This is a genomic window from Flavobacterium sp. CF108, from assembly GCF_900129795.1.
In the GTDB taxonomy this organism is placed as follows: domain Bacteria; phylum Bacteroidota; class Bacteroidia; order Flavobacteriales; family Flavobacteriaceae; genus Flavobacterium.
This window is the reverse complement of sequence record NZ_FQWW01000006.1, coordinates 298,366-311,533: the sequence shown is the minus strand read 5'-3', so window position 1 is coordinate 311,533 and position 13,168 is coordinate 298,366. Positions and strand designations below refer to the sequence as shown.

Sequence of the window (13,168 nt, the reverse complement as noted above, 5' to 3'; positions counted from 1 at the left end):
ACAATATGAGTAAAAACACACTTTCAAAAGAAACCCAAATCAGGCTTTTGAATTTTTTCAACGAAAGAATTGAACCTGAAGAAATGGCTAAAACACTAAGGCAGGTAAATTTCACACTTGCATTAGGTGTTTTAAGCGAACACGAAGAACTTCAAAACGAAATCAACAAATTAAGAGATAGTTTTTACTGGCTCAATGAATTAGCTGAAACTTTAAATCCTTATTTGGATTTGGAGTGAGAATTTTAAAAGCAAAACCTCGAATTCAAAATCGAGGTTTTCTCTTTTAGTAATTGATAAACTTTGTAGACACGAGCGGGACGCTCGCGCCAGCAGAGAGGTTCTTGATTTTGAGAACTATTTTAAGACGCTAGCGCGAGCGTCCCGCTCGTGCCCGCAAAGTATTTCCAGCATTAGATAAAAAACAAATGAGCAGAAAATATAAATTTGGAGAAAAAACTGGAGCATATTTTATCAGTTTTGCTACAGTTTATTGGATAGATGTATTTACAAGAGAAGAATATTTTGGAGCAATCATCGAATCTCTAGATTATTGTCGCAAACATAAATCAATGGAAATTTATGGATATTGTATAATGCCAAGTCATATTCATTTAATTTTCAGATCCGGAAGTGGAGATCCTTCAGGATTGATAAGAGACTTTAAAGGATTTACTTCAAGAAAACTGCTTAAAACAATCGAAGAAAATCCGCAAGAAAGCAGAAAAGAATGGATGCTATGGATGTTTGAAAGAGCCGGAAAGAAGAATAGTAATGTGAAATTCAGGCAGTTTTGGCAGCAAAATAATCAACCTATAGAAATTTGGTCTCTAAAAGTTTTTGAGCAAAAGCTAAACTATATTCATAACAATCCTCTTGAAACTGGTTTTGTTACTAATTCGATAGATTGGAAATATAGTTCAGCTCGAAACTACGGAAATAATGATCAGACTATTTTAGAAATTGATATTAATTGATGTTTCTGTGTGGGCACGAGCGGGACGCTCGCGCTAGCGGGGGGCAGTAGATTGGAAATATAGTTCCGCAAGAAACTATGGCAATAATGATCAAACTGTTTTAGAAATTGATATTAATTGATGTTCTGTGCGGGCACGAGCGGGACGCTCGTGCTAGCTGGGATTTATTAATTAACAAAGTTATTACTCATCACCTTTTTGTTTAGCAATATATTTTTTATATAATTCTGCACTTATTAAATTATCAAAAGAGGAAGATTTTAGAGTATTATTTAAATCTGATTTCAGAGTAGGATTTTTTTCAAGAATTTCAACCAAATCACTTAAAGCAGTTTCAATATATTGATCTAATAGATTTATATTTAATTCTATTTCTTTTAGATTTTTTTCTAATTCGTTATTTAATGTCCAATTATCGGATTTTCTCCATATAAATGAAGTCATACGAGCCAAATGAAATTGAGCATTTTTAGCAAGATATCTTTCTATTTCGTTCTTGCTTAGAACATAATTAGAAGAATTTATAAAATTAGCTGTCTTATTTTTTATAAGATAACTTATTATAAACGATTGAATAGGTATTGTTTTAAATATACTATCATAATAATCGCTCCAAATTTTATATTTTCTACTTCTTGCGTCCGATGGCCTTTTTAAAACAATTGCTAAATAAGAAGTTGCCGCAATTTCATTGGGAATTATTCTTGAAACATCCTTATCATTATATTGCCTCGGTTTGCGTTCATAAAAATAATCATGAATTTCAAAGGCTCTTTCAAAATCTCTTTGTATTTTATCATTTGCCCTTAAATTTCTATTTGTAATTTTATTTTGATTATTTGTAGTCAACACAACTTTATCAACTAAAGATAAATCTGATGTTTCAAATATTTTAAGAATTACATTTGCATTTTCTTGAAGTAATCCTTCCTTTTCTGCAATTGCTAAAGATGATGAAGTTTGACATCCATTTACAATTTGAAGATTTTCAATTTTCATATGGGGATTATCTGGATCAGTGACTGGATCGACTTTATCGCAAACTATTGTTACTCCATTATTTAAAAACCAAAAAAGATAACTCATTTCTTCATCAGAGCAAGTTTCTTTTATATCTTTATTAACCGTTCCAAGATTTCCTAAATATTTTCTAACATTTAAATCAAAAACAAATCCTTTATCATCATCATTTACTATTCTCGCAATTTCTTTTGCCGTAGTTGTACATATAATCCCTTTCAATCCATAAGAATGATATTTAATTAGCGATGGTGAATTTGCATCATATTTAATTTTAATGTTAGCATTAATCTTTTTATTTTTCTTTTCTTGTGAGTTAAGTCTATCTACAATTTCTATAGCGCCAATCATCTCAAAAGAAAAAGATGAAAAAGTTTCATTATCGAATTGTTCCAAAATATTATTAAGCTCTTGAATACATTCATCTGAAATATTTGTTGATAAACTATTTGATATATATGCGACCTCAACATTTATATTTGATGGACCAACCAAATTAATTAAATCTTTGCATTCAAATATTTTATCCTTAAATTTTACATTAGTTAAACTATGTATACTTGCTTTTTTTTGATTAAAAATCCAATTAAGTCCATTTCTAATTTGAATTAAGGAATTAGATGAGAAAGAATTTTCATTTTTCACTTGTGTTATATATATTGTTCCTTCTCCGTCTTTTTGATCTATCGTTATATTATCAATTTGTTTATCTTGTCCTCCATCAACATCGTCATTTGGATCAAATGAATATACACTATTGTCTGTAAATAAACTATGTGCAAATATCTGAAAAGCTTTATCTTCATTTTTTAAAACTAAAGTTTCATTTAATTTTTCAATTTGATCTAGAACAATTTGTTGTCTTATATCCATTTTTAATATTTTTTGTTTAAAATCCTAAAAAACTTATTATTAATAGTTTTCATTATTCTCTAGAAATTTCAAATTATAACAGTACAAATTTGTATCAAATAAAGAATAATAAATTGTGGAAAAACCATAGTCCATAATTTTAAAACTTCTATAGACTCAAAAATATCAATTAACTATTCCCAATTGCCACGTATTTATACCTGAATTACATAAAAGAGAAAACCACTCAATAAATCTCGATCAAATCAAAATCTATTAAACGGCTTAAAAATATTTTATAAAAAACCTCTACTCCTTCCCCCAAATCCTAGTATTCAAATCCAGTTCATGAACAATATCATGCATGAATTTCACAATCGAAAGATCGCCGGAAAGTAAATCGGGATCTAAAAGTGAAGAATGAATAGGCGCTTCAAAATAATTTTCGGACAATGGAAAAGCAATATACATTTTAGAATGTATAAACGAAACCGAAATCGTTTCGTCGCATTTACCATTTAAATCCAGAATTCTTTCCATCATGGCAGGCGTTAAAATGTATCGCGCTTCGATTTGGTTACTCGAATAGGTTACAAATTTATTGCTGAAATCGATGTTTTCTAATTCGATCACATCGGTATTTCCAAAACTAAAAACATTTTTAGAAAACCAGGAACCAATAGCATTTCCAAAATCTTTTGGGCGAACAACTGTCGAAACATTGAAGTTTTTATTAAAATCGGCCACAAAAACAATTCCTTTAAAAATAGTATGCCATTGTGTACGGGTTCCGTTTTTTGTGCTTGTTTCGGTTTTGTATTCGGCGTGAACTTCGGCAAACCAAAAAGAAGTTTTATCGTTTGTTCCGCTTATTAAATCCTGTGTTTTATAACGATCAGATTCGGTTGTAAAAAGTTCCGAACTTCTAAACTCATATTCCGGAAGTCCGTTTTGCGGCGTTATCGTCAAACTTTCGTTGATATTTTTTAATGCAGATCCTACAACATTGGTTTTATAAGCCATTTTGTATTTCTTAACATCGTCGCCAATTCTAAAATGCATTACGATGCCAGTAATGGCAGAAACGGCAAATCCCAGAAAACCTAAAGTCGGAAACCTAATCAATAAACCAATTATCATAAATACAATGGCAAGACCAAATAAAATATAGGTAGTTTTATAGGTTTCGGCTATTTTTTTTCTCTCAACTTCTAATGTATTCAAAACCTCTTGCAAGGCTGAATTGTTACTAATTTCTGAATCCATTAATTATTGAAAAGTTCTTTTGCACTAATATTTTTACGCTCTTCTTCTGGCGTTGCTAAAACATCAATTTTAGTATAATTCAGCATTCCAGCAAACAAATTTCCCGGAAACATCATAATAGCGTTATTATAACTCGTAACCGAAGCATTATATGTTCTTCTGGCCGCAGCGATTTGTTCTTCGCTTTCTGTCCAAGTACTTTGTAAGTTTAAGAAATTTGTATTTGCTTTTAAGTCTGGATAATTTTCAACCGTAACCATTAAACCCTTTACAGCGGTGCTTAATTCTGTATCTAAACTTGCTTTTTCGGCCTCGGTTAAAGAACCTGAAGTTGCTCTTGAACGAAGTTCTACGATTTTAGTTAAGGTACTTTGTTCATAATTAGTGTATTGTTTTACAATCTCAACCAAATTCGGAATCAAATCAAAACGTTTTTTCAGCATAACATCAATTGCCGAAAAAGCATTTGTAACCTGATTTCTTTTTTCGATAAGCGAATTGTAAATGAACACTCCTATTATGATGAAAACAAAAAGGATAATAACAACAATCATGGTTTAAATTTTAATTAGTTTGAAAACAAATATATAAAAACAGAAATAAGTTTTGTTTAGCATTGTGTTTTTATTTAAACACATAGAAACATAGTTTTTTGGGAGTGAATAAAAGGATTAAATAAAATCAAGATTTTACACATAGCTGCATAATATTCTCATTTCTTTTTTAAACATAGCAAGTGGTTTCAACCACTTGGACACAATATGATTCACAATACGTTTCCAGTGGTTGAAACCACTGGCTATATTAAAATACAATGTTATTATTCGGTTTAAAAAACCTCTATCTATGTTTGTTTTAAAAAAGTGAAATGCCTTTACCCACAAAGAAAAACTATGTCTCTATGTGTTTACAAAACATTTACACTCAACATTCAAAAAATAAATCTCAAAGTTTACTTATATTTATATGTAAAAAATCCCATTTTAGCGTTTCCAAATAAAATGCTTTTTTAAAACATCATTATTAATGAATAAAAATATAAGCGCTCTTTACGAAATTGCTCAAAAAGAGACTCGAAAAATAGTAGGTTTAATGTCTGGAACTTCACTCGACGGACTCGATTTGGCTCTTTGTCAAATTTCTGGCGAAGGCGGAAACACGCTTGTCAAAATCGAGCAGTTTGAAACCATCGATTACAGCGAAGATATTAAAACCGAAATCAGAAAAGTGTTTGCTAAAAAAACAATCGATTTTCAGCATTTGGTTTTACTCAACGAATGGATTGCAGACTTGCATGCCGGAATGATTAACGATTGTCTTTCAAAATGGAATATTTCTTCAAATGAAGTTGATCTAATCGCTTCGCACGGACAAACGGTTTTGCATGCGCCAAAGTTTTTACATCAGCAGGAAAAATTTCCAAATGCGACTTTACAAATTGGCGACGGCGATCATATTGCGGTAAAAACCGGAATTATAACTTTATCTGATTTTAGGCAAAAACATGTTGCTGCGGGCGGTGAAGGCGCGCCTTTGGCTGTTTATGGAGATTATTTGTTATTCAGTAAAAAAGATGAAAACCGAATCATGCTTAACATGGGCGGAATCGCAAATTTCACTTATTTACCAGCTTCACAAAACGCCGAAGAGGTTTTTGTAACCGATACGGGAACCGCAAATACGTTAATCGATATTTGCACCAAACAGTATTTCCCTGAAAAAAGTTACGATAAAGATGCCGAAATCGCCAAAAGCGGAACCGTAAATCAGGAACTTTTAAGCGAATTAAAAAGCAATGCTTTCTTCCAAAAAAGTTTTCCAAAAACAATTGGCCAGGAATTATTCAACCATGAATTTGTGAACTCGGCTTTGGTGAAATTAGGTTTAGAAAACATTTCGGCACCAGATTTGCTTGCGACTTTAACACGACTTAGTGCCGAGACAATTGCCGAAGCGGTTTTGTTTGTTGTACAAAATACTAAAACTCCAATCGAAGAGTTTACAGTTTATATGTCAGGCGGAGGCGCACGAAATCCGTTATTGGTGAGCTGGTTACAGGAATTATTGCCTTGTAAATTTGAGAAAAGCGATGTTCTCGGAATTTCAGGCGATGCAAAAGAAGCCGTTTTATTTGCCGTTTTGGCTAATGAAACCGTAGCGGGAGGAAATTATAATTTTGGATCTAAAAAAGGAATTCCCTCAGTAACAATGGGGAAAATTTCTTTTCCAGATTAATAAAGTTTGCCACAGATTAGAAGGATTAAAAAGATTAATCCAAATAATCCTTTTAATCTGTGGCTACAAAAAATGATTGCCACGAATTACACGAATTATCACGAATTATTTTTTAATGCTTTGAGAATAAAAAATTGGTGGAAATTTGTGTAATTCGTGGCAAAAAAACATTTAAAATAAAATTTAGCAGAATTCATTGAATTCCTAGCAAAACAAACTATTTTTGGTTCTTGTTAAAATTAAAGATTAAAATGCATAAAAATCAGCACTTACTATACTCAATCATACTTTTATTTTTCTTTGGATTAAAATCTAACGCACAAGAAAAAATAATGCATCCTAAAAATGAATTTAGAGGTGTTTGGATTGCGACTGTAGTAAATATTGACTGGCCAAAAACAGCCACAGATAATGTTGAAAAAGAAAAAGCTGATTATTTAGAAATTTTAGACACCTATAAAGAATTAAACTACAATGCTGTTATCGTTCAGATAAGAAGCGTTGGTGATGCTTTTTACCCAACAGAACTTGCGCCTTGGTCAAGATTCCTAACAGGAAAAGAAGGTGCAGCTCCAAGTCCGTATTATGATACTTTGGCCTGGATGATTGAAGAAGCGCATAACAGAGGCTTTGAATTTCACGCGTGGCTGAATCCATATCGTGCCACTTTCGATTTAAATAAACAGCAATTAAGCCCAAATCATGACGTTTTTAAACATCCGGAATGGATGATCGAATACGGCGGAAAATATTATTACGATCCTGCATTACCAGAAGTTCAGACACATTTAACAAAAGTGGTAAAAGAAGTCGTTGACAAATACGATATTGACGCGATTCATTTTGATGATTATTTTTATCCATATGCCGTTCCCGGAAAAGTCTTTAACGACTCAGCTTCGTACAAAAAATACGGAGCAGGTTTAAGCCTTGCAGACTGGCGTCGTGCCAACGTGAGTAACTTTGTGCACACGATTTCAACAACTATAAAAGAAAGCAAGCCGTGGGTTCAATTCGGAATTAGTCCGTTTGGGGTTTGGCGAAATAAATCTGTTGACCCAAAAGGTTCAGAAACGCAGTCAACCGCAAATTACGATGATCTATATGCCGATCCGCTTTTATGGATGGATCAAAAATGGATCGATTATATACTTCCTCAATTGTATTGGAGTATGTATAATCCGAGGGCTTCTTATTCAAAATTAGTAAAATGGTGGGCAGAAAACTCTAATAATACGGCTGTTTATATTGGTCACGCTTCTTACAAAATTAGGGCCGACGGTGATAAAAGCTGGAATTATGTCAGCGAAATCCCGACCCAGATCGATTTTGCCAGAAGCACTAAAAATGTTTCCGGAAGTGCTTATTTCAGCGCAAAATGGTTCATGAATAAAAACTTAGATCTTGTTCGTCTTCTGGAAGACAATCAATATCGATTTCCTGCGCTTCCTGCTGCAGTTCCGAACCTGAAACGTATTATTATCGATACGCCAGTCATTACAGATTTTGTAAAAGACACTGTAAATTATTCTTTCAGCATCAAAAATCCGCTGAATACAAAAGTGCGTTATATTGTAATTTATGGCGGAGAGCATATTTCGAAAGTAAATACAGCCGATGCCTCAAAAATAATTGATAAAGTAAGAGCTGTTGAAAAAGACGGCGTTATATCATTTTCTATTCCCGCAGAAAAAATCGATATGTATAAAGCTTGTGCTGTAACATTTATTGATTATTTTGCGAACGAAAGCACCCCAACTGCTGCCGACTTAAAAAAGAATTTTAAAATCTATTCACCTGCTCAGCCTAATGAAAACAGATAATAAACCCTGGTTTTGGATTCCGCTACTTAATTTCGCTTCTGGATTTCCTTATGTTATTATCATCTCCGTTTCGGTTTTGATGTATAAAAAGTTAGGAATAACTAATGAAGATATCGGTTTATATACAAGCTTACTATATCTTCCGTGGGTAATCAAGCCTTTATGGAGTCCGTTAGTTGAGCTTTATGGCACAAAACGAAAATGGTTTTTATGGATGCAATTGCTTATTTCTATTGCTTTTTTAATTGTTGGATTCACTATTCCCTTACATAATTTTTTCCTTGTTACTTTGGCAATATTCTGGGCTGCAGCTTTTGCTTCTGCCTCAAATGATATTGCAAGTGATGGTTTTTATTTATTGGTTTTACCAAAAGAAGAGCAGTCATTCTTTTTAGGAATAAGAAGTACATTTTACAGAATCTCTATGATTGCCGGTAATGGACTAATAATACTTTTAGCAGGATATTTAGAACATAAATACGGTGATAATACAAAAGCCTGGTCGTATACCATGATTTTTGTTGGCCTGTTAATGACTCTTATTACCATTTACAATTTCATTTTTACACCTAAAAACGAAATTAATTTAGTAGAAAATAAAGAACATCACCATAAAAGCTTTGGAACTATTTTTATCAGCTTTTTTAAGAAAAAACAAATTGTAACTGTTTTAATTTTTATCCTGGTTTTTAGGTTGGGAGAATCACAATTATTAAAAATGTTAACTCCCTTTTTAGTTGACCCTATTAAATATGAACTAGTAGAAAAAACTGCAGACTTAAACGAAAAAAAGGCATTATACTTATATAATACTAAAGTAAAAACAGGTGTAAAACTTGAAGCCTCAGAATTACAACTTTTATATTCTAAATTACCAATTGTTGCTGATACCAGAAAAGAGAAAAAACCTATATTAGAAACTCAACCCAAAAAAGGTGAAGAATATAAAAAAGTAAATGAAGCAAGAGTTCATTTTGTCAATGAATTAATTACTACAAATGGAAATCAAGCAACAATTCACAAAGGCGGAATGGGCCTCGAAACAGAAGATGTTGGTTTAATTTATGGAACTTTTGGCCTCATTGCTTTAACCTTGGGCGGAATATTAGGAGGAATTGTACTGTCTCAACAGGGTCTTACAAAATGGATGCTTCCAATGTTTCTGGCAATGCATCTTCCAATTTTAGGATTTATTCTATTAGCTTTCTTTCATCCATCATCAATTTATTACATTTACGTCGTAGTTATTTTTGAACAATTTGGTTACGGTTTTGGGTTTACCGGCTTTATGATGTATTTAATTCATGTTGCAGAGGGAGAATCAAAAACAGCGCATTATGCACTTGCAACCGGTTTTATGGCATTAGGAATGATGCTTCCGGGAATGTTGAGCGGTTATATACAACAATTTTTAGGCTATCAAAACTTTTTTATATGGGTTTTTATAGCGACAATTCCAGGTCTTATTTTATCACGTTTTTTAATTTTCCCGAAAGATTTTGGGAAAAAATCTGAAGAAGTTTAACCCCAAATCAAACTCTTACTTATGGAAATCAATGAAAATTTGCAGGCCGAACGCAACTTAAAAGGAGCTGAGTTCGAAAAAACCGGAAATCTTGAAAAAGCAATTGAATTATATGAGGAAAATGTCGCAGAAAGCTTTAAAGGAAACCATCCCTACGATAGATTAGCAACAATCTACAAAAACCAAAACGATCTCGACAATGAAATCAGGGTTTTAGAAAAAGCCATTATCGTTTACGAAGAAATTACAATCGAAGACCGACTGGAAGGTTTACCAAAACTTTTCCGTTTTAAAAACCGATTGGATAAAGCAATTGAAACCAAAAAGCAATTAGCTAAACAAAAAAAGGCAAAACTGAAGTAGCTAAATTAAGTTAAGCTTAATTTTCTTTTACCATTACAGCCATTAAGTAATTTAAGCCAAACTTTATAAACTTAATATCTTAATGGTAGAAAAATAAGGCAACTTACTTTTACATAATTAAACTTTTTTTCGAATCATGATTACTTTAAAGCGAACAAACTCAGACGATATCGATTTTATAAATCTGGTGGCTTTATTAGATCAGGATTTAGCGATTCGAGACGGAGAAGATCATGCGTTTTACAATCAGTTTAATAAAACCGATAAAATAAAACACACAATTGTTTATTACGAAAATGACATTCCGGTTGGCTGCGGCGCTTTTCGCGAAAAAGAAAGCGACAAAACAGAAATCAAACGAATGTATGTTCATCCTGATTTTCGCAAAAGAGGAATTGCTTCAAAAGTTTTAGCCGAATTAGAAATTTGGGCGAAAGAAGTCGGCTATACTTATACTATTCTCGAAACTGGGAAAAACCAGCCCGAAGCCATAAATTTGTACCAAAAATTAGGTTACACAATCATTCCAAATTATCCGCCTTACGAAAAAATGGATAACAGTGTCTGCATGAAAAAGACTTTATAATAATGAAAATTACAGCCGAAGCATTACGACAAAGAATAGGACAATTCTTTTTTCCTGCCGTTTTTATAAACGATACCGAAGAAAATATTCAGGAAACCGAACGTTTAATAAAAGAACACAACATTGGCGGACTGACCTTTTTCCACAGTCGTGCAAGCGCTGCAACGAATTATGAAAGCAAGAAAAAAGTTGTTTTTAATGACGACAGCTATCAAAAAATAAAAGAACTTATAGTTCGTTACCAAAAGGCCGCTTCTACTCCACTTTTAATCAGTATTGATGCCGAATGGGGTCTGGCAATGCGTATCGAAAAAACACCGCAATATCCGTATGCGATTACACTTGGCGCTTTACCGGAAAACAAATCAAATCTAGTTTTCGAAGTTGGAAAACAAATAGGTTTAGATTTAAAAGCTGCCGGAATTCAGTATAATTTATCACCTTTGGCAGACATCAATAATAATCCAAATAATCCGGTTATTGGGTATCGTTCATTTGGTGAAAACAAAGAAAAAGTAGCCAATTTTGCAGTTGAATATTTAAATGGAATGTCAGAAGTTGGCGTTTTAGGCTGTCTCAAACACTTTCCCGGACACGGAAATACAAACGTTGATTCGCATTTAGGATTACCGGTTTTAAAAGAAACGCTGGAAGAATTATTAGAAAACGAATTATATCCGTTCATTAAAGGAATTGAAAATAATGTTGATTCGATTATGATTGGACATTTAGCCGTTCCGAGTTTAAATGATGGAAAAGATACATCGGCAACATTATCAAAAGCTGTGATTCAGGATCTTTTGCGAGACAAATTAGGTTATGATGGTTTGGTAATTTCTGATGCTTTAAATATGCACAGTGTTTCAAAATTATACGAAACCAAAGGCCAGCTGGAATGGGAAGCTTTTAATGCCGGAAATGATATTTTATGTTTCGCCGAAAATGTTCCAGAAGGAATCGAAGCTATCTTTAAAAATGCTTCACCAGACCGAATCTTTGAAAGCTATAGCCGAATCATGAAAGCTAAAGAAAAAGCAGGAATTCTTTCTGGAAACACCGCTGCTTCGGGCGAATTAAATTTTGAAAAAGCATCTGAATTAAATCTGGAAATTGCTCTAAATGCGATCACAACAATTATTGATAATTCAAATTCAGAATTAGCATTTGAAGCTCAAAAAAACAACAAATTAGCTAAATTAAGTTTATATAAAAATACCGAAAACACTTTCTTTAAAACTTTAAATACAAAATTAGAATCTCCTGAATTTACTTTTGAAAATTTAGAAGTTTCGGATATTTCATCAATTAAAAAAGAATTGGAAAACTTTGAAACTATCCTAATTTCATTGTTTGTTCCAAAAGCTAAACCAGCAAATAATTTCGAAATTGATAATTCAGTTTTAGAGTTGCTTTCTGATTTACTTCAAACCAAAAAATGCATTGTTTACGTTTTCGGAAATCCGTATGCTTTACCAATAATTCCGAATCTTAAAAAAGCTTCAGGATTAGTTCAGGCATATCAGGATTTTGAAGAATTTCAAAAAACAGCAGCAATTCAATTTTTAGATAAAATTTCTTCAAACGGAATTCTTCCAGTAAATATTGATATCCAATAAGTTAAAAAGTTAAATAGTCAGAATTTATCAACTTATAAATTTTTATAATCACATCTTATTGTAAGAATCTGTACTTATCACCTACTTTTGCACCAGAAATAAATTTTTAACGTAAAACGAAAAATATGTCTTTAGTAGGAAAAAAATTCCCAAGTATTGCAGTAGATGCTATCTCAGAAATGGGTGATAATTTAAAAATCAACATTTTTGAAGAAGCAGTAAACAACAACAAAAAAGTATTATTGTTTTGGTACCCAAAAGATTTCACTTTTGTTTGCCCAACTGAATTACACGCCTTTCAAGCTGCATTACCAGAATTTGAAAAAAGAAATACTATCGTAATTGGTGCTTCTTGTGACACAAACGAAGTTCACTTTGCTTGGTTAAATACTCCAAAAAACAATGGTGGAATCGAAGGTGTTACTTACCCAATCTTAGCTGATACAAACCGTAACTTAGCTAACATTTTAGGTATTCTTGATATCGAATCTACAAGCTACAGCGAAGATACTGATTCAGTTATCATCGAAGGTTCAAACGTAACTTACAGAGCTACTTACCTTATTGACGAAACTGGAAAAATCTTCCACGAAAGTGTAAACGATATGCCATTAGGACGTAACGTAAACGAATACCTAAGAATGGTTGACGCTTACACGCACATCCAGACTAAAGGTGAAGTTTGTCCTGCAAACTGGGAAGCTGGTAAAGAAGCTATGTCTGCAGACAGAGTTAGTACTGCTGAATACTTAAGCGCTAACTAAGAAATAAAATTTCCAAATTTTTAAAATTCCAAATTCCAATTGGGATTTGGAATTTTTCTCTCTCAAAAAATCAATAATATTTTCAAAATTTAGATTTTCTAAATTCAATCGTAAGATTTGGAATTTGGAATTTATAAACTTG

General features: G+C 32.5%; 12 protein-coding genes. 9 read left to right on the top strand and 3 right to left on the bottom strand.

Features of this window, described 5'->3' with window-relative positions:
* Window positions 1-5 precede the first annotated feature (5 nt).
* Window positions 6-239 (top strand): hypothetical protein, encoded by a 234-nt coding sequence (locus tag BUE10_RS17675; RefSeq protein ID WP_073487219.1) that lies wholly within the window; start codon window positions 6-8, stop codon window positions 237-239.
* A gap of 188 nt (window positions 240-427) precedes the next feature.
* On the top strand, window positions 428-976 hold the full coding sequence (locus tag BUE10_RS17670; protein WP_073487218.1) for an REP-associated tyrosine transposase: 549 nt from the start codon (window positions 428-430) through the stop codon (window positions 974-976).
* Between the two features lie 183 nt (window positions 977-1,159).
* Here the strand turns inward: BUE10_RS17670 and BUE10_RS17665 are convergent, their stop codons facing one another.
* From BUE10_RS17665 to BUE10_RS17655, 3 genes are all read right to left on the bottom strand, one after another.
* Window positions 1,160-2,869 carry an AIPR family protein gene (locus tag BUE10_RS17665; protein ID WP_073487216.1) on the bottom strand — a complete coding sequence of 570 codons (1,710 nt, stop codon included), beginning with the start codon at window positions 2,867-2,869 and terminating at the stop codon, window positions 1,160-1,162.
* A 288-nt stretch (window positions 2,870-3,157) separates the two neighbouring features.
* Window positions 3,158-4,114, bottom strand: a complete 957-nt coding sequence (locus BUE10_RS17660; RefSeq protein ID WP_073487214.1) for a DUF3137 domain-containing protein — start codon at window positions 4,112-4,114, stop codon at window positions 3,158-3,160.
* Window positions 4,114-4,668 (bottom strand): LemA family protein, encoded by a 555-nt coding sequence (locus BUE10_RS17655; protein ID WP_073487212.1) that lies wholly within the window; start codon window positions 4,666-4,668, stop codon window positions 4,114-4,116. The genes BUE10_RS17660 and BUE10_RS17655 overlap by 1 nt, the downstream gene beginning before the upstream one ends.
* A gap of 472 nt (window positions 4,669-5,140) precedes the next feature.
* Here BUE10_RS17655 and BUE10_RS17650 point away from each other — a divergent pair, with 472 nt between their 5' ends.
* From BUE10_RS17650 to BUE10_RS17620, 7 genes are all read left to right on the top strand, one after another.
* On the top strand, window positions 5,141-6,349 hold the full coding sequence (locus tag BUE10_RS17650; RefSeq protein WP_073487210.1) for an anhydro-N-acetylmuramic acid kinase: 1,209 nt from the start codon (window positions 5,141-5,143) through the stop codon (window positions 6,347-6,349).
* A 251-nt stretch (window positions 6,350-6,600) separates the two neighbouring features.
* The gene (locus BUE10_RS17645; RefSeq protein WP_073487209.1) at window positions 6,601-8,172 is read left to right on the top strand and encodes a glycoside hydrolase family 10-like protein; all 1,572 of its coding nucleotides are present in this window, start codon (window positions 6,601-6,603) and stop codon (window positions 8,170-8,172) included.
* Entirely contained in the window at window positions 8,159-9,697 is a 1,539-nt protein-coding gene (locus tag BUE10_RS17640; protein ID WP_073487207.1) for an MFS transporter, read from the top strand. Before BUE10_RS17645 ends, BUE10_RS17640 begins: the two co-directional genes overlap by 14 nt.
* A gap of 21 nt (window positions 9,698-9,718) precedes the next feature.
* The gene (locus BUE10_RS17635; RefSeq protein ID WP_073487205.1) at window positions 9,719-10,060 is read left to right on the top strand and encodes a hypothetical protein; all 342 of its coding nucleotides are present in this window, start codon (window positions 9,719-9,721) and stop codon (window positions 10,058-10,060) included.
* 136 nt (window positions 10,061-10,196) lie between these two features.
* Window positions 10,197-10,646: a GNAT family N-acetyltransferase gene (locus tag BUE10_RS17630; RefSeq protein WP_073487203.1), complete on the top strand. Its 450-nt coding sequence runs from the start codon at window positions 10,197-10,199 to the stop codon at window positions 10,644-10,646.
* Between the two features lie 2 nt (window positions 10,647-10,648).
* Window positions 10,649-12,262 (top strand): glycoside hydrolase family 3 protein, encoded by a 1,614-nt coding sequence (locus BUE10_RS17625; RefSeq protein ID WP_073487201.1) that lies wholly within the window; start codon window positions 10,649-10,651, stop codon window positions 12,260-12,262.
* Between the two features lie 125 nt (window positions 12,263-12,387).
* Entirely contained in the window at window positions 12,388-13,026 is a 639-nt protein-coding gene (locus BUE10_RS17620) for a peroxiredoxin (RefSeq protein ID WP_053471125.1), read from the top strand.
* Window positions 13,027-13,168: the final 142 nt, after the last annotated feature.

Excerpts from the sequence above, each read along its gene's own strand:
- BUE10_RS17675 (WP_073487219.1), top strand. The coding sequence starts at position 6 with ATGAGTAAAAACACACTTTCAAAAGAAACCCAAATCAGGCTTTTGAAT.
- BUE10_RS17670 (WP_073487218.1), top strand. The coding sequence starts at position 428 with ATGAGCAGAAAATATAAATTTGGAGAAAAAACTGGAGCATATTTTATC.
- BUE10_RS17665 (WP_073487216.1), bottom strand. The coding sequence starts at position 2,869 with ATGGATATAAGACAACAAATTGTTCTAGATCAAATTGAAAAATTAAAT.
- BUE10_RS17660 (WP_073487214.1), bottom strand. The coding sequence starts at position 4,114 with ATGGATTCAGAAATTAGTAACAATTCAGCCTTGCAAGAGGTTTTGAAT.
- BUE10_RS17655 (WP_073487212.1), bottom strand. The coding sequence starts at position 4,668 with ATGATTGTTGTTATTATCCTTTTTGTTTTCATCATAATAGGAGTGTTC.
- BUE10_RS17650 (WP_073487210.1), top strand. The coding sequence starts at position 5,141 with ATGAATAAAAATATAAGCGCTCTTTACGAAATTGCTCAAAAAGAGACT.
- BUE10_RS17645 (WP_073487209.1), top strand. The coding sequence starts at position 6,601 with ATGCATAAAAATCAGCACTTACTATACTCAATCATACTTTTATTTTTC.
- BUE10_RS17640 (WP_073487207.1), top strand. The coding sequence starts at position 8,159 with ATGAAAACAGATAATAAACCCTGGTTTTGGATTCCGCTACTTAATTTC.
- BUE10_RS17635 (WP_073487205.1), top strand. The coding sequence starts at position 9,719 with ATGGAAATCAATGAAAATTTGCAGGCCGAACGCAACTTAAAAGGAGCT.
- BUE10_RS17630 (WP_073487203.1), top strand. The coding sequence starts at position 10,197 with ATGATTACTTTAAAGCGAACAAACTCAGACGATATCGATTTTATAAAT.
- BUE10_RS17625 (WP_073487201.1), top strand. The coding sequence starts at position 10,649 with ATGAAAATTACAGCCGAAGCATTACGACAAAGAATAGGACAATTCTTT.
- BUE10_RS17620 (WP_053471125.1), top strand. The coding sequence starts at position 12,388 with ATGTCTTTAGTAGGAAAAAAATTCCCAAGTATTGCAGTAGATGCTATC.